The sequence below is a fragment of the Streptomyces sp. NPDC054765 genome (assembly GCF_053612065.1).
Map to the genome: position 1 here is coordinate 168,935 of NZ_JBSHBP010000002.1, position 20,423 is coordinate 189,357.

The 20,423-nt window shown below is 69.8% G+C and carries 20 protein-coding genes; 11 read left to right on the top strand and 9 right to left on the bottom strand.

The window, feature by feature from the left end:
• Window positions 1–28: 28 nt before the first annotated feature.
• From ACWGJY_RS02355 to ACWGJY_RS02365, 3 genes are all read right to left on the bottom strand, one after another.
• Entirely contained in the window at window positions 29–274 is a 246-nt protein-coding gene (locus ACWGJY_RS02355) for a hypothetical protein (protein WP_453258914.1), read from the bottom strand.
• 779 nt (window positions 275–1,053) lie between these two features.
• On the bottom strand, window positions 1,054–1,170 hold the full coding sequence (locus tag ACWGJY_RS02360) for a GNAT family N-acetyltransferase (RefSeq protein ID WP_453258915.1): 117 nt from the start codon (window positions 1,168–1,170) through the stop codon (window positions 1,054–1,056).
• A 386-nt stretch (window positions 1,171–1,556) separates the two neighbouring features.
• Window positions 1,557–2,507 (bottom strand): LysR family transcriptional regulator, encoded by a 951-nt coding sequence (locus ACWGJY_RS02365; RefSeq protein ID WP_453258916.1) that lies wholly within the window; start codon window positions 2,505–2,507, stop codon window positions 1,557–1,559.
• A gap of 176 nt (window positions 2,508–2,683) precedes the next feature.
• On the opposite strand from ACWGJY_RS02365, the gene ACWGJY_RS02370 reads away from it, so the two are divergent.
• Window positions 2,684–3,241 carry a DapH/DapD/GlmU-related protein gene (locus ACWGJY_RS02370; protein WP_453258917.1) on the top strand — a complete coding sequence of 186 codons (558 nt, stop codon included), beginning with the start codon at window positions 2,684–2,686 and terminating at the stop codon, window positions 3,239–3,241.
• A gap of 136 nt (window positions 3,242–3,377) precedes the next feature.
• Here the strand turns inward: ACWGJY_RS02370 and ACWGJY_RS02375 are convergent, their stop codons facing one another.
• Complete coding sequence (locus ACWGJY_RS02375; RefSeq protein ID WP_453258918.1) at window positions 3,378–3,728, bottom strand: winged helix-turn-helix transcriptional regulator; 351 nt, start codon at window positions 3,726–3,728, stop codon at window positions 3,378–3,380.
• A gap of 88 nt (window positions 3,729–3,816) precedes the next feature.
• Here ACWGJY_RS02375 and ACWGJY_RS02380 point away from each other — a divergent pair, with 88 nt between their 5' ends.
• The gene (locus ACWGJY_RS02380; protein WP_453258919.1) at window positions 3,817–4,641 is read left to right on the top strand and encodes a polysaccharide deacetylase family protein; all 825 of its coding nucleotides are present in this window, start codon (window positions 3,817–3,819) and stop codon (window positions 4,639–4,641) included.
• Window positions 4,638–5,564, top strand: coding sequence for an NmrA family NAD(P)-binding protein (locus tag ACWGJY_RS02385; protein ID WP_453258920.1), 927 nt, complete (start codon window positions 4,638–4,640; stop codon window positions 5,562–5,564). Before ACWGJY_RS02380 ends, ACWGJY_RS02385 begins: the two co-directional genes overlap by 4 nt.
• A 146-nt stretch (window positions 5,565–5,710) precedes the next feature.
• Here ACWGJY_RS02385 and ACWGJY_RS02390 read toward each other — a convergent pair whose 3' ends face one another.
• The gene (locus ACWGJY_RS02390; RefSeq protein ID WP_453258921.1) at window positions 5,711–6,676 is read right to left on the bottom strand and encodes an NADP-dependent oxidoreductase; all 966 of its coding nucleotides are present in this window, start codon (window positions 6,674–6,676) and stop codon (window positions 5,711–5,713) included.
• A gap of 142 nt (window positions 6,677–6,818) precedes the next feature.
• Here ACWGJY_RS02390 and ACWGJY_RS02395 point away from each other — a divergent pair, with 142 nt between their 5' ends.
• The 4 genes from ACWGJY_RS02395 (at window position 6,819) to ACWGJY_RS02410 (ending at window position 11,817) form a co-directional block, all read left to right on the top strand.
• Entirely contained in the window at window positions 6,819–7,793 is a 975-nt protein-coding gene (locus tag ACWGJY_RS02395; RefSeq protein ID WP_453258922.1) for a GlxA family transcriptional regulator, read from the top strand.
• A 41-nt stretch (window positions 7,794–7,834) separates the two neighbouring features.
• A complete protein-coding gene (locus ACWGJY_RS02400; protein ID WP_453258923.1) occupies window positions 7,835–9,283 on the top strand; it encodes a serine hydrolase domain-containing protein in 1,449 nt (482 codons plus the stop codon).
• Between the two features lie 101 nt (window positions 9,284–9,384).
• Entirely contained in the window at window positions 9,385–10,521 is a 1,137-nt protein-coding gene (locus ACWGJY_RS02405; RefSeq protein ID WP_453258924.1) for a pyridoxal-phosphate-dependent aminotransferase family protein, read from the top strand.
• 549 nt (window positions 10,522–11,070) lie between these two features.
• The gene (locus ACWGJY_RS02410) at window positions 11,071–11,817 is read left to right on the top strand and encodes a TetR/AcrR family transcriptional regulator (protein ID WP_453258925.1); all 747 of its coding nucleotides are present in this window, start codon (window positions 11,071–11,073) and stop codon (window positions 11,815–11,817) included.
• A 23-nt stretch (window positions 11,818–11,840) separates the two neighbouring features.
• On the opposite strand, the gene ACWGJY_RS02415 is transcribed toward ACWGJY_RS02410, so the two are convergent.
• Together ACWGJY_RS02415 and ACWGJY_RS02420 are read right to left on the bottom strand one after the other, a co-directional pair.
• The gene (locus ACWGJY_RS02415; RefSeq protein WP_453258926.1) at window positions 11,841–12,293 is read right to left on the bottom strand and encodes an N-acetyltransferase family protein; all 453 of its coding nucleotides are present in this window, start codon (window positions 12,291–12,293) and stop codon (window positions 11,841–11,843) included.
• An 82-nt stretch (window positions 12,294–12,375) separates the two neighbouring features.
• Complete coding sequence (locus tag ACWGJY_RS02420) at window positions 12,376–12,909, bottom strand: MarR family winged helix-turn-helix transcriptional regulator (protein ID WP_453258927.1); 534 nt, start codon at window positions 12,907–12,909, stop codon at window positions 12,376–12,378.
• Between the two features lie 147 nt (window positions 12,910–13,056).
• Between ACWGJY_RS02420 and ACWGJY_RS02425 the strand changes: the two genes are divergently transcribed.
• The 4 genes from ACWGJY_RS02425 (at window position 13,057) to ACWGJY_RS02440 (ending at window position 18,769) form a co-directional block, all read left to right on the top strand.
• Entirely contained in the window at window positions 13,057–14,277 is a 1,221-nt protein-coding gene (locus ACWGJY_RS02425) for an MFS transporter (RefSeq protein WP_453258928.1), read from the top strand.
• Window positions 14,278–14,805: 528 nt separating this feature from the next.
• Window positions 14,806–15,441 carry an HAD family hydrolase gene (locus tag ACWGJY_RS02430; RefSeq protein WP_453258929.1) on the top strand — a complete coding sequence of 212 codons (636 nt, stop codon included), beginning with the start codon at window positions 14,806–14,808 and terminating at the stop codon, window positions 15,439–15,441.
• A gap of 450 nt (window positions 15,442–15,891) precedes the next feature.
• Window positions 15,892–17,781 carry a globin domain-containing protein gene (locus ACWGJY_RS02435; RefSeq protein ID WP_453258930.1) on the top strand — a complete coding sequence of 630 codons (1,890 nt, stop codon included), beginning with the start codon at window positions 15,892–15,894 and terminating at the stop codon, window positions 17,779–17,781.
• Window positions 17,782–17,830: 49 nt separating this feature from the next.
• The gene (locus tag ACWGJY_RS02440) at window positions 17,831–18,769 is read left to right on the top strand and encodes a pyridoxamine 5'-phosphate oxidase family protein (RefSeq protein ID WP_453258931.1); all 939 of its coding nucleotides are present in this window, start codon (window positions 17,831–17,833) and stop codon (window positions 18,767–18,769) included.
• Between the two features lie 43 nt (window positions 18,770–18,812).
• On the opposite strand, the gene ACWGJY_RS02445 is transcribed toward ACWGJY_RS02440, so the two are convergent.
• Window positions 18,813–19,292 (bottom strand): NUDIX domain-containing protein, encoded by a 480-nt coding sequence (locus ACWGJY_RS02445; protein WP_453258932.1) that lies wholly within the window; start codon window positions 19,290–19,292, stop codon window positions 18,813–18,815.
• Between the two features lie 48 nt (window positions 19,293–19,340).
• The gene (locus ACWGJY_RS02450; protein ID WP_453258933.1) at window positions 19,341–20,237 is read right to left on the bottom strand and encodes a LysR family transcriptional regulator; all 897 of its coding nucleotides are present in this window, start codon (window positions 20,235–20,237) and stop codon (window positions 19,341–19,343) included.
• Window positions 20,238–20,423: the final 186 nt, after the last annotated feature.

Genomic DNA, 20,423 nt, shown 5'->3' on the forward strand with positions numbered 1-20,423 from the left:
GAGGGCCGGAGGTGACCCGCCTCGTGACTCAGCCCCGGTAGAAGACCAGCATGCTGCCCGGGTTCTGGGGATCGCGTTCGCAGTGGACGATCGTGACGTGGTGGCCCGCTCCCTGGTCCATCTGCTGCTGGGTCTCCTGGGTGAAGCAGTCCGTCGCGGCGTCGCCCTGCGTTTCAACGAAGGGGAGGTCGGCGGCCTGGGCGGCTCCGATGGCCAGGCCGGAGAAGGCCAGGATGCCGGCGGCGGCGACTGCTGCGCGCTGGAACTTGCGCATGTTTTCTCTCCTTTACGTGCGTACGTTCATTGGTGCGTGTGCGCCTCTGCGGCGCGCGGGCCCGCTACTCGCGGAGCGCGGCTGGATGGGACCGGCCCCGCGGTCGGCCGCAGTCGTGTCCGGCCGCGGCGAAGCGCCGCGTCGCGCTCCAAGATCTTTTCGGACACCTGAACCCCACCACACGTTCGAATGACGCTTCAAGGGCTCAAGATCCTTTGTTACGGGGCTATCACAAGCTGGCCCGAGCCCTTGCTTTGCCCGAACCCGCCCACCGGCACGGCCCCGACCCCTACTGAGGAACTGACACGTCCCTGAGACAGCACCTCAGCGAAACGACCTGAGACAACCAGAAGAACCGCAGGTCACGGCGCTGTCATCTGACAGCGAAGCTGAGAACCTACACGTGTGCAGGGTCTCAGATTTCGTGGCCGAATCTCACGAATGGTGGCCAAGCGGTGGCCGGGCCAGTTGCGGGAGGATGAGCGTCGAGCCCTGCTGGAGCGGGCTGAGCACGTCCGCGAGGTCCTTACCGGTTACCGCTCTGGAAGCTCCGAGCTTGCGGGGCAGGGCGAGCCCCGCCCCGAGTACGCGCCCGGCATCGTGCTCCACGACGGGCGCCGGGACTACAGGTCTCGCGGGAGCATCGACCGTGTCTGGCTCATCGAGCAGTGTGTCCACCGTCGGCGCACCCTGCCCGACCTCGCCCGCGAGAAGGGCATGAGCACCGCCAACATGGCCCGCTGGGCGCCGCTCAACGTGGTGGCGCCCGACCGCCGGGCCTACGCCTCGACCACCGCGACCAGGAGGTCTCCGACGCCGCAGCCCCGAGCCTCGGGGCCAACCCATACCGATCTCAGCTCGCGCGTGTGGCTGTCCACAGGAAGCCCACTGGCCATTCCTACCGCCTGCCCGCGCACAAACGCGACGATGTGTGAGCCCCCGGAATGTCCAGACGCGCACGCCACCGCTCCTGCCCACCGCAGTGCCAGTCCTCGATCCGGGACGTGAAGGAGTGCGGAGCCTCAGCCAGCGCAGCGAGACAAGCGTCCCGCCACAACGGCCAGTCGTCAGTCGTGAGAACCCGCAGGCGCACCATGCGAGCGAATTTGCCGCGATATCTGCGGAATGGTCCACAACACCACGCCGGCCCCGCTTACGCGGTGAGACCTTCGGAGAACGCCGAGGCCAGCTCGACCTCTCATGTCAAGGATCTTGAGACCTCACAGAGCCGTCGCAGGTGGCCGAACTTTGGTCGCACCGCTTGCCGGTCTGAGGGCGGAAGTCAAGCGCGCTCAGGCTGCACGGACTGGGTCCACGCCGGTGCCCAGACGCCACTGCTGGGGCGTCCGGGATAGGCGGAGGTGAGATGGCTGCGCAGGACGGCCACGGCGGGGTGGGGGTTGTCGGTGCGCCAGATCAGGAAGTGGGGATAGACCGGGGTCGGGTCTTTGATGGGGACGCGGTGCAGGCCGTGCCCGGCGGGCCAGACCAAGGGGGTCTGTTCGCTGACGAAAGTGGCCAGCGTCGTGGAGTTGGCGATGGTGTCGAGCAGGGGCTCGATCCCGAAGTCCGGGCCGACTGAGTCGATGACGATCCCGAAGGTGGCTGCGAGTTCGTCGTAGTAGGCGGCCCACTCGGTGCCGGGCATGTTGCCGGGCATCCAGATCCGCCGGCCGGCGAGCTGGGCAGGAACGATCGCGAGGGCGTTCGCGAACTCGTGCCCCGGTCCGGTGAACAGGTGCAGCGGTTCGTCGAAGACGGGAGTGGCTTCCACGCCGCGGGGGAGTTGTCGGCCCGGCATGGTCACGGCACGAAACGTCGCGTCGATCGTCCCCGCCTGGACGGCGGCGATGGCTGCGTCGGAGTCGAACAGCGTCACGACATCCAGCGCGGTCTCGGGGTGGGCCAGGTGAAAGCCGCGCAGCAGACCCGCCGGGGAGAGCTGGCGGCCGATAACGTCGACGCGCAACGCCCGACTGCCTGGCCGCACCGAGGCGACGGCCCGTTCAGCGGCCTGGAGGAAAGCACGGGCGTGGGGCAGGAACGCCTGCCCGTCGATAGTGATCCGCGCTCCGCGCGCGTCCCGGGTGAAGAGCTGGACACCAAGCTCCGTCTCCAGCGCGGCAACGCGCTTGGACACCGCCTGCGGAGTGACCGACAGGGCGATGGCGGCCTCTTGGAACTGTCCCGCGTCCGCGACGGTGACGAAGGTGCGCACGGCTGTGACGTCCATGCCGCTCATCCTAGGCAGACAACCAACCGTTGATGATGGCCGTCGTGATTGTTGTTTGATTCCAGCCTGCCCTGATCGCTTTGATGACTGTGGTCAACCTGTGGTTGATCACCTGTCGTCCGCGACGGGTGCCACTCAACGGCTCCGGCCCGAGCGCCCCCTCGTGAGGAACCCTCATGCCTGGTCAAGACCGCCTCTACGTCCGCACAGCCGAGTTCGCACGCATAGCCGAGCGAATCGAGTACGTGAACACGCTCACCTCACGGCTCAACGCCCTGCCCTATGACGACAAGGCCACCCGCAGCGCCCTGCTGTCCGAGATCACCGGCAAGCCGGTCCCCAGCTCCGTCACCGTCTATCCGCCCTTCTACAGCCACCACGGACTCGGCATCGACTTCGGTGAGCACGTCTTCGTCAACCAGGGCTGCACTTTCATGGACAACACGGACCAAGGTGGAATCCGTCTGGGCGACGGCGTCCTGATCGGCCCGAAGACCAACCTCATCGCCACCGACCACCCGCTGGGAGCCACCCAGCGGAGCGAATTCATCACGATGGCGCCTATCACGATCGAAGCCAACGCATGGCTCGGCGCGGCGGTCACGGTTCTCCCCGGCGTCACGATCGGACGCGGTGCCGTGGTCGGGGCCGGAACCGTCGTCACTAAAGACGTGCCCCCCAACACCCTGGTGACCGGACCGGCCGCGTTCGAACGCAAGCGGTGCAACGACTGAACCAGGTGGCCGGCAGCGGCCCTGCTGAGCTCCTGAACGCTCCCGCAGGTCACAGAAGCGTCGCCCGACAGAGAAGCTGAGAACTACAGGAGAAGCTGAGAACTACAGGAGGGGGAGGCCGAGTACACCTAGTCCGTTAGTCCGTTTTGGACTCTTGGAATCCCACCACGGCCACGCCGTGCTCGTGAGCCCACTCAGTCAGCACGGCGATCGGCTTCACCAGCGTCCGGCCCAAGTCTGTCAGCACGTACTCGACCTTCCCGGCCTCGGCGTGGCGGTCGACCAGGCCGTACCCCTGCAACCGCCGCAGCGTCTGGGTCAGCACTTTCCGCGAGATTCCGCCGATCAGGTCGACCAGCTCGCCGTGCCTGCACGGTTCCCGGCTCAACGCGAACAGCACGACCACCGCCCACTTGTCGGCGATGATCTCGATCGCCAGCCGAGCCGGGCAGTCGGCGAGGAAGACGCTGCCGGAGTACTCACGCATGCCCCGACGGTAGCCCGCTGCCAGGAACCTGGAGGTACCTACCGCCTCACTAGCGTCCACGGCGGAAGCCACTGAGCAGGGGAGCCGAATGAGGGCAGAGACCGAATGGCCGGGCGGGCGGAAGGTCGTCGCGCTGGTCACCGTCGCGTTGGAGCTGTGGTCACCAGGGCACTGGCCCGCCTACGCGCCGATGGCCGCGGCGTGGCCGCTGTCCGGCATCGACGACACGCACAGCACCTCCTGGGCGGACTACGGCGTCACCACCGGCATCTGGCGGCTGCTCGATGTCCTCGGTGACCTGCCCGCCACCGTCGGGGTCAATGGACTGGTGGCCGAGCGGCACCCCGAGACCGTCATGGCCGTGCACGAGGCGGGTCACGAAATCGCTGCACACTCCTGGGCCCAGGACGTGGTGCCCGCGCTGCTCGATGTCGATGCCGAGCGGACCAATATCCGTCGCTGCACCGACATCCTTCGCCGAGTCACCGGCGTTCGCCCGACGGGGTGGATGAGCCCGCGCGCCACCGGTTCGAGCCATACTGTCGACCTGCTCGCCGAGGCCGGCTACCGCTGGACCGGCGACCACGGCGACTACGACCTCCCGCAGGTCCTGTCCACCGCTCACGGTCCTCTGGTCTCCCTCATGCACAGCGACTACTCCGACGTCCGTGACGCTGCGGCCGGCCCGGATGTCTACCGCGACCTGCACCGTGAACTACTGAACCAGATGCTCGCCGCCCCCGGCCCAGGCGTCTTCCACCTGACGATCCATGCCCACGTCGGAGGCCGACCGCTCCTCGCGGGCATGGTCGGCCAGATCCTCGACCACATCCGTGAGTCCGGCGACGTCTGGGTTGCCACCCACACCCAGGTGGCCGAACACGTCCTGACACACCAGGGAAGAACGCCATGACCCACGTCCTCGTCGTCGGCGGCACCGGAGCCATGGGCAGCCACGTGATCCGACACCTGTTGGCCACCACCGACGCCACCATCACCGTCCCCACCCGCCACCCGGAGTCCGCCCACGCCACCGAACTCGCCGCCACCGCGCCCGACCGCGTGCGACTGCTCCGCTCCGACTCGGCGGCCCTTGAGGTCCTGATCGGGCAGGCCGACCGCGTGTTCGCCAACACCGACTTCTTCGCGACGGGCAGCGCCGTGGGTGAGTATCGGCAAGGGCTGCGCTTGCTGGCCGCCGCGGAGCGGGCCGGCGTGGAGCGTTTCATCTGGTCCTCGTTGGACAGCGCGGTGTCCCTGACCGGCCGCCCCGTCCCGCACTTCGACAGCAAAGCCGCCGTCGCCTCCCACATCGACCTGATGCGGTCGGAGGAAATGCTCCGCAAGGAGACCGACGGCTGGTACACGGACCACGTCTCGGTACTGACCACGGCGCCGTACTTCGAGAACCTGCGGGACCGACTCACCCCCCGACCGGACGGCCGGGGCGGCCTGACCTTCAGGCTCCCCCTCGGCGCCGCCCACTACCCGCTCGTCGCTCTCGACGACATCGCCTGGTTCGCCGGCCACATGTTCGACAACTGGCAGTCCTGGGGCGCCCGCGACCTCGCGGTGATCGGCGACAGCCTCACCGGCGACGAGATCGCCGCTACCTTCGCTCAGGTCACGGGCACCCCCAGCACCTACATCCCGATGCCGCATGACGACCTGCGTGCCGCCGTCCCCGACTTCAGCCACGACTACGCAGCGATGTTCCAGTTCTTCGCCGACCGTGATCTCTACGCCCGAGACCGGGACATCAACCTCCTGCGCCGCCTGCACCCCGATTTGATGACCTTCGAGGCGTGGCTGCACCACACCGGATGGACGGGATGACCAACCCACCACGTCAGTCCGAATGCGGGCACGCACGGCAGGGCTCGTCGCTTCGGACCGGGGCCGACGCAGGCCTGAGATCTGGCAAACCTGGCGTGACACACACCAAGGGCCGGCCCGGCGGGCCCGTCGGCGGGTGACCGGCGTCAGGGCGCGACGGCCAGGACGATCTTGCCGAGGGTGCGGCCGGTCTCGCCGAGGGTGTGTGCCTTCGCGGCCTCCTCAAGCGGTAGGACGGTGTCGACGTTGACCTGCAGCTTTCCGCTGCTCACCAGGTCGGCGACGGCGTGCAGCCCGGCCTGGTCGGGCTCGACGAGCAGGAAGCCGGCGCGGATCTGTGCCTCGCGCGCCTGCGCGGTGGGGAAGGCGTCGTCCAGCGGCAGGATCGACACCAGCGTGCCCCCGCGGCGCAGGGTGCGCAGCGAGCGGGCACCGTAGTCGCCACCGATGGTGTCGAGGACGATGTCGATGTCGCGCACCGTCTCCGCGAAATCCTGCTCGGTGTAGTCGATCAGTTCATCGGCGCCCAGGCCGCGCAGGAAGCCGTGCTTGGCCTGCCGGGCGGTGCCGATGACATACGCGCCGCGGGACTTGGCGATCTGCACGGCAAGATGGCCGACTCCGCCCGCCGCGGCGTGGATCAGCACCCGTGCGTCGGGCTGCACCTTCGCGGTGTCGACCAGCGCCTGCCAGGCGGTCAGCGACGCCAGCGGGAGGGCGGCGGCCTGGATGTGGTCCAGACTCGCCGGGAGGTGGGCGAAGTGGCGCGTCGGGGCGGTGACGTACTCGGCGTAGGCCCCGGCGGGGTGCGGGAAGCGGGGCATGCCGAAGACCTTGTCGCCCGGCGCGAAGAGGGTGACGCCCAGGCCGACCGCCTCGACCACCCCCGACACATCGAAGCCCAGGGTGAACGGGAGCTTGGCGCCCGCCAGGAACTGGCCCTGGGCGCGCGTCTTCCAGTCGGTCGGATTGACGCCCGCGGCGTGCACCCGGACCAGGATCTCCGTCGGGCCGGGCACCGGGCGGTCGGTGGTGATCATCTTGAGGACGTCGGGGCCTCCGGCGGTGTCCTGGCCGACGGCACGCATCTGCGGGGTCCGGGTCTCGGACATGGGCTCTCCTTTGTGCGGTTCCTGCGGTGATGACCGGGCTCACGCGCCGTTGGCCAGGCACGTTTCCCGGGTGCTGTCAGCTTTGCGTGGCGGCCGGCGGCCCAGCGGTGTCCTGATGGCCAACGTTTGAAAGAATCGGGTCATGCATCGCATCGGTGTTCTCGCCCTGGACGGTGTCGTCCCCTTCGAGCTCGGTATCCCCGCGCGGATCTTCGGCGCCGCGCACGGTGCCGCCGGAGAGCCGCTCTACTCCGTCGTCACCTGCAGCCCTGACGGGCGCCCGGTGCGCGCGGCGGCCGACTACGACATCGCGGTCACCGAGGACGCCTCCGTCCTCGCGAGTGTGGACACCGTCGTCATTCCGCCGTCCCGTGCGCTGGGCACGATCGCCGAGGACGGCCGGCTGCCCGGGGAACTGCGCAAGGTGCTGGAGCACGTCCGGCCCGGCACCCGGATGGTGGCCATCTGTACCGGGGCGTTCGTGCTGGCCGCCGCCGGGCTGCTCGACCACCGGTCGGCCACCACGCACTGGCGGGAGGCCGCGCAGCTGCAACGCCTCTTCACGACCGTCCGTGTCGACCCGAATGTGCTCTTTGTCGACGACGGCGATGTCCTCACGTCTGCCGGAGCTGCCGCCGGTGTGGACCTGTGTGTCCATATCGTGCGCCGTGACCACGGCAGTGCCGTCGCCAATGAAGTGTCCCGGATGTGTGTGGTGCCGCCCTGGCGGGACGGCGGTCAGGCCCAGTTCATCCGGCTGCCGGTCCCCCACCCGTCGGTGGGCGGCACCGCGGCCACCCGCGCCTGGGCCCTGGAGCGTCTCGGTGACCCGCTCACTCTCGCCTCCCTCGCCGCGCACGCCCGGGTCAGTGTGCGCACCCTCACCCGCCGTTTCCGTGACGAGGTCGGCATGAGCCCCGGCCAGTGGCTGGCCGGCCAGCGCATTGAACACGCCCGGCATCTGCTGGAAACCACGGACTGGTCCATCGACCTCGTCGCGCATCATGCGGGCTTCGGCACCGGGACCTCCCTGCGCCAGCATCTGCACGGCGCGGTGGGGGTGTCACCGCTGGTGTACCGGCGGACGTTCCGGAGCGCTGCGGAACTGACCGCCTGACGACGGGCGGTGCCGCGTCGGATCCCCCCTTGAGGAGCGCCATGACCACCGCACAGTCCACGGAGCCCCATGAGTCCGGGCAGGACGGCCACGGGCGGGAGGCCGGCGCTACACCCGATGAGTTCGCGGAGCTGTTGCCGCAGACGCGGCGGGCATTGCTGCGCCGGCTGGCGGCCGGGCAGGCCGAGGGGCGGGCGCCCTCGCTGATGGGTGCGGTCGTCCGCGGGGGGCGGGTGGTGTGGACGGGGGCCCGGGGCTCGGTGGAGGGCAAGCCACCGCACGGTGATGTGCAGTACCGGATCGGTTCGCTCACCAAGACCTTTGTCGCCGTGCTGGTGCTGAGGCTCCGGGACGAGGGGCTGCTGCGGCTGGACGACCCGGTCGGCAGGCACCTGGACGGGACTCCGGTGCCCGACGCGACGATCGCCCAGCTGCTGGCGCACAGTGCGGGACTGACGGCCGAGGCACGAGGCCCGTGGTGGGAGCGGACGACGGGCGAACTGCGCCCCGGGCCCGCCGACCTCTTCGGCGAGCGGCCGCAGCGGCTTCCCGCCGGACGGCGCCACCATTACTCCAACCCTGGCTATGCGCTGCTCGGCGCACTGGTCGAACGGCTGCGGGGCGGTACCCCCTGGGACGAGGTGCTGCGGCACGAGGTGCTGGCACCGCTGGGCATGGGGCGTACGACGCCACGGCCGGAGAAGCCGCACGCCGACGGCTGGGCGGTCCATCCGTGGGCCGACGCCATGCTGCCGGAGCCGGCCGAGGACACCGGCTTGATGGCCCCGGCGGGGCAGCTGTGGTCGACGCTCCAGGACCTGTGCCGGTGGGCGGGGTTTCTGCTGCGGGGCGACGCACGGGTGCTCACCGCCGCAAGCCTGGCCGAGATGCGGACACCGGCCGTACCGCCGGAGGGCAATGAGTGGGACGCGGGGTACGGACTGGGCGTTCAGCTCGTACGGCGGCAAGGCCGGCTGCTGGCCGGGCACGTCGGCTCCATGCCCGGGTTTCTGGCGGCGCTGTGGACCGATCCCGAGGAGGACGTTGCCGGGGTCGTGCTGGCCAACTGCACCTCGGGCCCGGCCGTCGCGGCACTCGCTGCCGAACTCACCGGGATCGTGAGCGAGCACGAGCCCCGGATCCCCGAGCCCTGGCGGCCGTTGCGCGGGCCGCTGGATCCGGAACTGCTGGCGTTGACCGGGCCCTGGTACTGGGGCGCGAATCCGCACGTTCTGCGGCTGCGGGCCGGGCGCGGGCTCGAGCTGGCTCCGCTGTCCGGGGCGGGGCGATCCTCGCGGTTCCGGGCCGAACAGGACGGCACATGGACCGGGCTGGACGGCTATTACGCGGGCGAGACGCTGCGGGTGGTGCGGGACGAGGACGGTTCGGTCAGCCATCTGGACCTGAATACCTTCGTCTTCACCCGCGGGCCGTACGCGCCGTCGGAGCCGGTGCCCGGCGGGGTGGATCCGGAGGGTTGGCGGGTGTGAGGCCCGTCCGGCGGGGGCGTGGGACGCGGACGTACAGTCGAGCCAGATGTCAGGAGCCGCGCCGAGCCGGCTCGCTACCGCTGGAAGGCCCTGTGACTGCCGTGTCTGATCCGACCGCGAACGCCGCCGCTCCGGAACTGCTCGACCTGCCGCCGCTCACCGCGGCCCACTTCGCGCGGATCGAGGACAAGGTTGCCGCCCTGATGCGCACCCGCTGCGATGTGGTGGCGATGCAGGGGGAGGCGCTGCTGCCTCTGGAGGCCTGCATTCGCTCCGCCGTGCGGACCGGCAACACCGCGCTCAACATCATCACCGGTCCGTACGGCGAGACCTTCGGCGGCTGGCTGCGCTCCTGCGGCGCCGAGGTGATCACCCTCACCGCGCCGTTCACGGGTGCGGTCGACCCGCGGCAGGTGGCGGACGCGTTGCAGGAGCACCCGGAGATCGACTTTGTGAGCCTGGTGCACGCGGAGGCAGCCACCGGCAACACCAACCCCGTCGCGGAGATCGGTGCGGTGGTGCGGGAGCACGGCGCGCTGCTGATGCTGGACGCGGTCGCCTCGGTGGGCGCCGAGCCGCTGCTCACCGACGAGTGGGGTGTGGACCTGTGTGTGATCGGCGGTCAAAAGGCGATGGCCGGGCCTGCCGGGGTGTCGTTGGCATCGGTCAGCGCCCGTGCATGGGAGCGGATCGCTGCCAATGAGCAGGCTCCCCGGCGCTCGTACCTCTCACTGCTGGACTGGAAGGAGCGCTGGATCGACGGCGGACGCACCGCACTGCCCCATGCCCCTGCGCAGTTGGAGATGCTCGCGCTGGAGCAGGCCGCGGACCGTATGAACGCCGAGGGCCTGGATGCGGTCATCACCCGGCACCGGGCGGCGGCTGCGGCGACCAGGGCCGGTGTACGGGTGCTGGGCGGGCTCGCCTCGTACGTTGCGCGCGACGAGGACGCGGCGCCGGCAGCCACGACGCTCCGTGCGCCGGAGGGCGTGGATGCCCGGGAGATCGTGGCCGCCGCGCTCGCGGTGGACGCAGCGGTGCCGGTGCAGGCCGCGGCGGGGGCGCTGGCCAAGGAGATGATCCGGGTGAACCACTATGGCCGCGCGGCAGACCGGGCCGTGGTGACGGCTTCGCTGGTGGCGCTGGCGGGCGGGCTGCATGCCCTGGGTGTGCCTGTGGACGCTCAGGACGCGGCCGTGGCGGCCGGTGCGGCGTGGGACGCGGTGGTCGCGCGCTGAGGCGAGCCGGCGCCCATCCGTAGGGCGAGCCGTCGTGATGGGGCCGTGTTTCACGTGAAACACGGCCCCATCTGTGTGTCCGAAAGCGGCGTCGTTTCACGTGAAACACCCTGGCCGCGAATGCGCTTCTCGATGGCCCAGCGGTCTCCAACCTCCTTTATCCGCAGTGAAGCGGGACGCATTCGCTGCAGGAGAAGGCGGGACGCATACGTCCCCGGAGCAGCGTCGGCGACATTGAGTTCGGCGCCGCTCCCGACTGTCTTCCGCCAGGGGCGGTCCGGTGGCGTGTCCGGGGCTCCGAAGGCAGATGGGAAGGGACGCGGAAGGCGTCGTAGCGCGCCGCTCGCAGACCTCGGCGCAGCGGGTGGGGTCCTGCCGTCGGTTTGTACGTCCGCACCGGCTTCGGCCGTCGGCGCGTTGCTCCGGTCGCCGCGCCGCTGAGGCATTTAACGATCATGTACGAACCCTCCCGTAGAATCGGAATGCACGACCCGTTTGGAAAGACGGCATGCGCGCACCGGATGAAGACGTTTCTCGGGAGGTCCGGCGGTGATCGACGGTGGTGTCACGTCCTCCCGTGCGGATGCACGGCGCAACAGGGCGCTGGTGCTCCAGGCGGCCCGATTCGCCTTCGAGGAACGGGGGCTGGGTGTTCCTCTCGGGGAGATCGCGCGCCGGGCCGGCGTCGGTGCGGGAACGGTCTACCGCCACTTCCCTTCCAAGGAAGCCCTGTTCAGAGCGACGATCGTGGACCGGATCGAGCTCTTCACCGACACCGCAAGGGACTTGGCCGAGGTGCCGGACCCCGGCGGGGTGTTCTTTCGCTTCCTTTCCTCCGTCGTACGGCTGGCGTCACGGAACAAGGCGCTGTGTGACGCGCTGGAAGCGGCCGGAGCGGGTCGCTTCGAGCCGTCGCCGGGGGTCGGGCAGGACTTCGACGATGCGCTGGAAGTCCTGCTCCTGAGAGCCCAAGGGGCAGGCGCGGTAAGGCCGGACGTCGGGATAACGGATCTCAGGGTCCTGCTGGTGGGCTGTCTTTCGATGGTGCGGGCCAGGGCGGGAGCCGGTGCGGCGGCCGAGGGGCAGGACCGGATGACGGCGCTGGTGTGCGATGCGCTGCGGCCGGAGCGCGCCGTGACGAAACTCGCGAGGGTTCCGGAGAAACGTAACGAACCGCGCTGTGAGGTGTGTGGCGCGGGGATCGCGACGGCGCGCACAGGCCGGCCGGCGCGGTACTGCGGGGCTGCCTGCCGGCAGAAGGCGCACCGGGCGCGGGGGCGTACGCGGCAGACCTGATCGGGGCCCGGCCGGCGCGCTTCTCAGAGCTGGAGCTTGAAGCCCAGGTGAGAGGCCTCGAATCCGAGGCGCTCATAGAAGCGGTGTGCGTCGATGCGGGTCGCGTCCGAGGTGAGCTGAACCATCTGACAGCCGAGCCTGCGGGATTCCGCGATGGCCCACTCGATGAGCTGGGTGCCGAGGCCACCGCCGCGCTCGTCGCGGTGGATCCGTACCCCTTCGACGATGGCGCGGGTGGCGCCGCGCCGGGACAGGCCGGGGATGACCGTGAGTTGGAGCGTGCCGACCGTCCGCCCCTCCCGGACCGCCACCATTTGGTGCTGGTGCGGGTCGGCGGCCAGCACCTCGAACGCGGCGCGGTACGGAGCCAGGTCGTCGGGCGATTCGCGGGTGGCGCCCAACGGGTCATCGGCGAGCATCGCGACGATGGCGGGCAGGTCGGCCTCGGTCGCACGGCGTATCTCGATATCGCTCATGGGCGCGACCTTATGCCGCGGGGCGGCAGGCAGGCATCCGCGCGCCCGTTTCAGCGGCGGGCGCGAGCTCGCACCGCCGGCGTCACTCCGGCGGTGCGAGCGTCTCGACGGCGGTGACCAGCGGGGCCAGTTCGGGGCGCTGTGCGGCGTCCTGGAGGGCTGCGCGCAGTGCGCCGTCGTGGGTGGGCCGGGCCTCCACCAGGAGCGCGAGGCCATCGGGTGTCACGTTGGTGTAGATGCCGCGCCGGTCGTCGGGGCACAGGTAGCGCGAGAGCAGTCCCCGCTCCTCGAGTCGCGTGACCAGGCGGGTCGTGGCGCTCTGGCTGAGGACGACGGAGTCCGCGACCTGGTGCATCCGCAGATGGCCGCCGGGTCCGTCGTGCTGCTCGCTGAGCACGTTGAGGACCGAGAACTCGCGGACGCTGAGAGTGTGCCCGGTCTGCAGGGCGCGTTCGATGTGGGACTCGATACGGCCGTGCAGGGCGGAGAGCGCGCACCAGCCCTGGGCAAGCCCGGGGGCGGACGCCGGCGGACATCCGGGGACAGCCGACGCTTCCGGCTGCGGTGCCCCAGCCGTCTCCTGCGTCTCCTGCTTCTCCCGCGTCTGCTGCGTCATCGACGACCTCCTCATGGGGCGCACCCGATGGGGCGCACCACCCAGGATAGGACACCTTCGAAATATACGGCGCTTGCAATTAACCCGCGTCTGCAATTATTGTGAACGCTTGTAAAGAATGGGCGCAATCACTTGAAGGGATCCGTCATGCCTCTCGCGCTCCTGGCGCTTGCCATCGGTGCCTTCGGGATCGGCACGACCGAGTTCGCGGTCATGGGCCTGCTGCCCGACATGGCGGCCGCCTTCGGCGTCTCCATCCCGCTCGCCGGATACGCGACCACTGTCTACGCCCTCGGCGTGGTCGTCGGGGCGCCGCTGATGACCGCTCTGGGCACGCGCTTCACCCGCAAGCAGATGCTCATGCTGCTGATGGGCCTGTTCATCGTGGGCAACCTGCTCACGGCCACCGCGCCGAACTTCGGGATCATGCTGGCCGGGCGGATCGTCGCCGCGTTCACACACGGTGCGTTCTTCGGCATCGGCGCGCTCGTGGCCGCCGACCTCGTCGCGCCCGAGAAGCGCGCCACGGCCATCTCGCTGATGTTCAGCGGCCTGACCATCGCCAACGTCGTGGGCGTACCGGCCGGCACCCTGCTCAGCCAGCAGTTCGACTGGCGCACCACCTTCTACGCGATCACCGCGCTCGGTGCGGTCGGTCTGCTGGGCATCGTCAAACTGATCCCGGCGCAGCGGGCGAAGGCGGCCTCCCCCATGGGCAGCGAACTCGCGGTGTTCCGCAACCCGCAGGTCGGCCTCGCGATGCTGATGACGATCCTGGGCTTCGGCGGTGTCTTCGCGGCCGTCACCTACCTCGCCTCGATGATGACCGAGGTCACCGGCTTCGCACCGTCCTCCGTGATCTGGCTGACGGCCGTCTTCGGCCTCGGCATGGTCGGCGGAAACCTGGTCTCCGGTCGCTTCACCGACCGCGCCATGATGCCGATGCTGTTCGTGTCGATGACCGGTCTGGCGCTGTCGCTGGCCGCGTTCAACTTCACCGCGCACAACAAGACCACCGCCGTCGTCACCATCGCGCTGATCGGCACCTTCGGCTTCGCCACCGTGCCGCCGCTGCAGAAGCGGGTGATGGACCAGGCGGCTTCGGCGCCCGCCCTCGCCTCGGCCGGCAATATCGCGGCCTTCAACTTCGGCAATGCGCTGGCCGCTTGGCTCGGCGGGATCGTCATCTCGGCCGGCCTCGGCTACACCGCGCCCAACTGGGTCGGTGCGCTGATGACTGCCGCGGCGCTGGGGGTGGCGATATTCGCCTCCGCCCTGGAGCGGCGTCAGCGGGGCCGTGGCCGTGTGGTGGCCGCCGGCGGATCCATTACGGCCGCCGACGAGCCTGTACCGGCGGCGCACAGCTGACGGATCCGGCGGTACCGGCCCCCGGATCACCCGGGCTATACGCACCACCGCACCCACAGGCGCCAACAGCCACCACCGGCGCAACTGGCATCACCAGCATCACTATTCGTGCGCGGCCGGCGCGGGACTCGTCCAACGGTGCCTGGCGCAGTCGGCTGCCGCGGGCGGCCAGCCTCCGGGGCTTGAGGACGGAGGCCGCGGTGATGAAGAGACAGGGTGAGACCGCGCCGACTGACGGAGACGGCGATATGAAGGACGAGGGAGGAGGGCCCGGCGGGCGGGTCGGCTTAGCTGCTGTACGCGTTCCACGGTGGCGGCCCGCGCCCCGCGGCACATCTGCCGGGGGGAGTATCCGCGCGTACACGGGCTTGAGTACGCCCCGAAGCGCGATGCCGGCCACCGTCCGTTCCCGGGGACCGAGCCACGGCCGGGTCGCCCGCTCCCGGTCCCGGTAACCGTGCGGACCGGTTGCACCCTCCCTCGGCCCCGCCCACTCGTTCCGCCACCGGGCGTCCTAGGCTCCGGGGCATGGGCAAGCTGCATCTGTTCGACATGGACGGGACTCTGCTCCACGGCTCCGCGGCCGCCATCGAGATCTCCCGTCAGCTGGGACTGGACCGGGAGATCGCCGAGTTGGAACGCGGATTTGCCACGGGAGAACTGACTCCTTCGCAGTTCGCGCAGCGGGCATGCGATCTATGGGCCGCCGAGTTGACCGAACTCACGGTGGCCGCGGCTTTTGACGGCGCACCATGGCTGGCCGGAATCCAGGAAGTCTGGGCGGATATCCGGGCGCGTGGTGAACGCTGCGCGGTGATTTCTCTCTCGCCGGGTTTCTTCGTCGAACGGCTGCTGGTCTGGGGCGCCGACGCGGCACACGGTTCCCGCTGGCCCGCGGTGCCGATCCGGGAGGCGGTGGAGCCGGCCGGCATCCTCACGCCGGCGGCCAAGGTGCGGATCGCGGATGAACTCTGTGTGCAGTACGGGCTGACCCGAGCCGACTGTGTGGCATACGGCGACTCCCTGTCGGACACCGAACTGTTCGCGGCAGTAGGGCAGTCCGTGGCCGTGAATGCGGATCACCATGTCAGTGGGCTGGCCTCATATGTGTACGGCGGCGATGATCTGCGTGAGGCATACGAACTGGTGCGTACTGGCCGGTAATTCCGAGCTTTCCCGGCGGATTCGTCCGCTGTGGGCGCCGAAAATGCGCTCTGTGGGGAGGATCACTGTTATTGGAGGGGCCGCGCGGAGTGTTCCAAGATCAGGGCTTGTGGATTCAACTACTGCCGGTATGGTCGAGTCCGGCTTGGCGGAGGTAGGGCTTCCGCGGGTGCGTGAAGAGCGGGCTCAAAGCTCGTCAGCCTAGCGGCGAAGCGGCCCTCGGTACCCGGACTTCCGACTATTTGTCCGATGTGATGAGCAGGGGTGGCATGCTGTTGACGTGGCATCTGCTCCGCATTGTCGCAAGGGAGTGAGATTTGTCCGCTTTGGAGGGTGTTGCCGGAATCGCTTGAGTCGATGGAGAATTCCGGGGCAGGCGGGGGAATTCCGGGCAGTTCCGATCCACGGAAGTGCGAAGACAACCGAAAGACGTTCGAGGCGAGGCAGACCATGGACGCTCCGACCACCACGTCGGCCGATAACGGCTCTTCCGGCGGGAGCAGTGGCGATTGGGGTTGGTTCACTCCGCCGGCGAAGAAGTCCTCCGAAGAACAACAGGACCGGCAATACGGCCAGGACCGGCAACAGGGCGAGGACAGCCGGGCCGATCCGGACGACCGGAGTGAACACCACGACCGCGGCGACCGCAGAGACCACCCCGAGGGGAACGAGCGAGAGAACCGGAACGACCGGGAACCGATACCCAGTCGGCCGGTCAATCCGATCCGTCCGGTAGGCACCGCCGCCGAGCGGGAACGCGAGACGGAGCCGTCGCCGGCTCCCCCGCCGGGACACGAGGCGGGACGGCCGTTCACGGCGGCCGCCCGTCCCGAGCAGCCCGCCGCGGCTGCCTACTCCGAGCAGCCCGCCACAGCCCCTGGGTACGCCGCCCCGGCCTCTGCCCCGCGGCACCGTGAGGCGGAGCCCGCCTGGGGCGGTGAGCAGCTCACCGACCGCCGGCCGGTCTGGGAGCGCGTCTCCGGCGGGGAGCCCGAGCCTGTACACGAATCGGCGCGTCCCACCGGAGCGCCCGCGGTAAGTGTCCCCACCGGCACGGCGCCCGCCACGGAACCGGCCGCCCGGAACGAGGCGCTCGCCCCGGCTCCCTCCGCCTTCACCCCCAAGGCGCGTCCCGCCGCCCCCGCCCCGGAGCCCACTCTCGATGCCCTGCAGACCTCGGTCTCGTCCGCGGCACCCGCCTCCCCCGACGCGATCCTCATCCGTCGCACCATGGCGGAAATCGAGCCCGTGGCCGACAAGGTCACCTCGTACTTCTATGCGCTGCTCTTCGTCCAGTACCCCGATCTGCGGGCGCTGTTCCCCGCCGCGATGGACACCCAGCGCGACCGGCTCTTCAAGGCGCTGCTCACCGCCGCCCAGCATGTCGACGACGCCGAGGTGCTCACCGCATACCTCTCGAACCTCGGCCGCGGTCACCGCAAATACGGCACCCGGCCCGAGCACTACCCGGCGGTCGGCGAATGCCTGCTCAATGCGCTCGGGCGCTATGCCACGTCCAGTTGGGGGCCGGAGACCCAGGCCGCGTGGGTGCGTGCCTACACCGCGATCTCGCAGATCATGATCGATGCGGCGGCCGAGAACGAGGCCGTGGCTCCCGCCTGGTGGCAGGCCGAAGTGGTCTCGCACGAGCTGCGTACGCCCGATATCGCGGTGGTGCTGGTCCGCCCGGACCAGCCCTACCCATTCCTCGCGGGGCAGTACGCCAGCGTGGAAACCCCCTGGTGGCCACGGGTCTGGCGGCATTACTCCTTCGCCTCCGCACCGCGCTCCGACGGTCTGTTGTCGTTCCACGTCAAGGCGGTTCCGGCCGGCTGGGTCTCCAACGCCATGGTCCACCGGGCCCGCCCCGGTGATGTCATCCGGCTCGGTGCCCCCGGCGGCTCGATGACCGTCGACCACAGCACGCGCAGCGGTCTGCTGTGCGTCGGCGGCGGCACCGGGATCGCGCCTATCAAGGCGCTGGTCGAGGATGTCGCGGAACACGGCGTCCGCCGTCCCGTCGAGGTCTTCTACGGCGCCCGCAGCGACCACGACCTCTACGACCTCGACACCATGTTGCGTCTGGAACAGACCCACCCCTGGCTCTCCGTCCGCCCGGTCGTCGCCAACGGCCCCGCGGCCCGTGGCGGGACGAGCAGCGAAACCGGCCAGCTCCCGGATGCCGTGCGGCAATACGGGCCGTTCCGGGAGTACGACGCCTATCTTTCCGGGCCGCCGGGGTTGATCCGCAGTGGTGTGGACGCTTTGGTGGGGGTCGGCATCCCGACCGAGCGCATACGGCACGACTCCGTGGACGAGCTGGTCTCGGCAGGAGATTGAGGTCGTGGCAGCACACGTCGAATACGGTCCGACAGGGGAGGGGTAGGGCATGCCACGGCAGGAACGCCCCGGGAGCGACGGCGAGCACCTGGTGCAGCAAAGGCTCGGTATGACCGAGCGCGCCGACCGCTTCTACGGGGACCAGGTCCTGGACCATCTCAACGTCCGTATGCAGGAGTTCGTGGCCCGGCAGGAGATGTTCTTCCTGGCCACGGCCGACCGGCACGGCGAATGCGACTCGACGTTCCGGGCCGGGCCGCCGGGCTTCGTCCAGGTGCTCGACGCCCGGACGCTGGCGTACCCGGAATACCGCGGCAACGGTGTCATGGCGTCCATCGGCAACATCTCGGAGAACCCGCGACTGGGCATCTTGATGATCGACTTCACCCGTGACCGCATCGGGCTGCACATCAACGGCCGGGCGCGGGTGGTCATGGACGAGGAAATGCGGGCGCACCACCCCGGTTTGCCGGTCGACCCGGTTCCCGGCCGGCGTGCCCAGCTGTGGGTCACCGTCGAGGTCGAAGAGGCGTACATCCACTGCGCCAAGCACATTCCGCATCTGCAGAAGGTTCCGGCGCAGCAACGCGGGGCGCGGGCCTGGGGTACCGACGACGTCAAGCGCAAGGGCGGCGACTTCTTCGGTGCTGCTGCCGAAGCGGGTCAGCGGCCGCCCTTCCGGCGCGCGGAGCGCGAGAACGAGCACCTCCGGGGCGGGCTGCACGAGGACAGGGACGACGCGGCGTACCGGGATGCGGCGCCGGGGGACGGGAGCGATCCGGCGTACGGCGGCGGCACGGCCCGTGCCCCGCGGGTCGGTCCCGCGTACGCCGACGGGTCCCGTGTCCCGGGCCGGGACGACTTCGTGGAGGAGCTGAACGCGGAGTTCCTCGACCGGGTCGAGCGGGTGCTCGCCCGAGCCCAGCCCCGTCGCCCCGTGGAGGACGGGCCGGAATTCCGCGGCTGGTTCGACCGCGGCGACGACTGACGCGCCTGCCGTAGCGGCGTGCCGTAGCGGGGCTGCGGTCCGCTCAGCCCAGATCGGGAGCGTGCATCGCCCATACGCCCTCGATGTTGCCGTCGAGGTAGTGCCGCAGCGACAGCGGTACGACCTCGACGGAGGCGATGCCGACGCGGGTGAAGGGCACCCGCACGATCTCGTACTCCCCGCAGGGCTCCTCGACCTCGGGGCCGTGCCGGCGCGAGAGATCCATCGAGTCGAGCCGGCAGACGAAGAAGTGCTGTACCTTCACGCCGTCCACCCCGCCGTCGCTGAAGTGCTCGACGGTGTCGACGAAGACCGGCACCACGTCCTTGATCTTCGCGCCCAGCTCTTCGTCCAGTTCACGGTGGAGGGCGTCGATGACGGTGGCGTCCCCGGGCTCCACTCCGCCGCCCGGAGTGATCCAGTACGGGGCCCGGCCCGGCTTGGTGCGCTTGATCAGAACGAGGTCCGCGCCGTCGAGCAGAATCGCGCGGGCGGTGCGTTTGACGACTGGCCGTACGTTCATAGGGGACAGATGCCGCAGTCACGGCCTGGTGAAACCCACGTCTCTCGGTCACCAGTCGACAGCGGTGCGCAGCAGCCACTCATGCGCCCGCGCGATATGCGGCAGCCCCAGCGTCCCGGTGCGTACGGCCAGGAAGTAGGTCCGCAGTGGAGGCACCGGCGGGTCGAGCAGGGCCACGACATCGCCGCTGTCCAGTGCATCGGCGCACAGGTAGCGGGGCAGGACGGCGAGCCCCGCGCCGGCCGTGACACAGGACAGCACCGCCCGGAGATCCGCCGCGATCACGGCGGCGGAGGCGGCGGGCTTGGCGTCGAAGACCGCGGACCAGTAGCGGGCGATCAGCGGCAGGCTCTCGTGGACCTCGACGAGCGGTACGGGATCCAGCACCCGGACGCCCCCGGCCTGCAGCACCGCGGTCCCGCCGAGCTCGTCCGCCCACTGCGGCGCGGCGATCAGCACATGTTCCTCGTCGCAGAGCGGGGTGGCGGTGAGCAGCCCGCCGCGCGGCCGGGTGGTGGTGACGGTCAGGTCGTGGTGGCCCGCTGCCAGGCCGGTCAGCAACTCCTCCGCGGGACCGAAGGCGGTGCGTATGGACAGGCCCTGGGCGATCAGCGGGGTCAGCGCGGGGAGCGCGCGTTCGGCGAGGAACTCGGGGGGCCCGGCGAGATGGAGGGTGCGGGTGACGGATTCCTGGTCCAGACCGGCCTGGGTGATCTCGGTGAGTGCGTCCAGATGCGGTGCCACTTTGTGAGCGAGTTCATCGCCGATGGTGGTGGGGGTGACACCACGGGCGTAGCGGAGGAAGAGCGGACGTCCCAACTGGCGTTCCAGCGCCCGGATCTGGCTGGTGACCGCGGGCTGGGAGAGGCCGAGCAGCGCCGCGGCGCGGGTGAAGGAGCCGGCTCGGTGCACCGTCACGAAGGTGCGCAGCAAAGCCAGATCCATCGCGTACCTCCTGCGCCTCTCGGAAGCCTGGTCGCGGGCCAACTATAAATTTGTCGATAGGGCTGTGTCGCTGGAGTGATTGGACAATGACGCTCAGTCAACTAGCCTTGTTCGAGCGGTTCGTTTCACGTGAAACCCAGGGTTTCACGTGAAACGCGTGGACTCGGGGCCATGGGGAACCGCAGG

Bases quoted from the DNA above. Each gene is read 5' to 3' on its own strand.
- ACWGJY_RS02355 (WP_453258914.1), bottom strand. From the start codon at position 274: ATGCGCAAGTTCCAGCGCGCAGCAGTCGCCGCCGCCGGCATCCTGGCC.
- ACWGJY_RS02360 (WP_453258915.1), bottom strand. From the start codon at position 1,170: ATGGCCAGTGGGCTTCCTGTGGACAGCCACACGCGCGAGCTGAGATCG.
- ACWGJY_RS02365 (WP_453258916.1), bottom strand. From the start codon at position 2,507: ATGGACGTCACAGCCGTGCGCACCTTCGTCACCGTCGCGGACGCGGGA.
- ACWGJY_RS02370 (WP_453258917.1), top strand. From the start codon at position 2,684: ATGCCTGGTCAAGACCGCCTCTACGTCCGCACAGCCGAGTTCGCACGC.
- ACWGJY_RS02375 (WP_453258918.1), bottom strand. From the start codon at position 3,728: ATGCGTGAGTACTCCGGCAGCGTCTTCCTCGCCGACTGCCCGGCTCGG.
- ACWGJY_RS02380 (WP_453258919.1), top strand. From the start codon at position 3,817: ATGAGGGCAGAGACCGAATGGCCGGGCGGGCGGAAGGTCGTCGCGCTG.
- ACWGJY_RS02385 (WP_453258920.1), top strand. From the start codon at position 4,638: ATGACCCACGTCCTCGTCGTCGGCGGCACCGGAGCCATGGGCAGCCAC.
- ACWGJY_RS02390 (WP_453258921.1), bottom strand. From the start codon at position 6,676: ATGTCCGAGACCCGGACCCCGCAGATGCGTGCCGTCGGCCAGGACACC.
- ACWGJY_RS02395 (WP_453258922.1), top strand. From the start codon at position 6,819: ATGCATCGCATCGGTGTTCTCGCCCTGGACGGTGTCGTCCCCTTCGAG.
- ACWGJY_RS02400 (WP_453258923.1), top strand. From the start codon at position 7,835: ATGACCACCGCACAGTCCACGGAGCCCCATGAGTCCGGGCAGGACGGC.
- ACWGJY_RS02415 (WP_453258926.1), bottom strand. From the start codon at position 12,293: ATGAGCGATATCGAGATACGCCGTGCGACCGAGGCCGACCTGCCCGCC.
- ACWGJY_RS02420 (WP_453258927.1), bottom strand. From the start codon at position 12,909: ATGACGCAGCAGACGCGGGAGAAGCAGGAGACGCAGGAGACGGCTGGG.
- ACWGJY_RS02425 (WP_453258928.1), top strand. From the start codon at position 13,057: ATGCCTCTCGCGCTCCTGGCGCTTGCCATCGGTGCCTTCGGGATCGGC.
- ACWGJY_RS02430 (WP_453258929.1), top strand. From the start codon at position 14,806: ATGGGCAAGCTGCATCTGTTCGACATGGACGGGACTCTGCTCCACGGC.
- ACWGJY_RS02435 (WP_453258930.1), top strand. From the start codon at position 15,892: ATGGACGCTCCGACCACCACGTCGGCCGATAACGGCTCTTCCGGCGGG.
- ACWGJY_RS02440 (WP_453258931.1), top strand. From the start codon at position 17,831: ATGCCACGGCAGGAACGCCCCGGGAGCGACGGCGAGCACCTGGTGCAG.
- ACWGJY_RS02445 (WP_453258932.1), bottom strand. From the start codon at position 19,292: ATGAACGTACGGCCAGTCGTCAAACGCACCGCCCGCGCGATTCTGCTC.
- ACWGJY_RS02450 (WP_453258933.1), bottom strand. From the start codon at position 20,237: ATGGATCTGGCTTTGCTGCGCACCTTCGTGACGGTGCACCGAGCCGGC.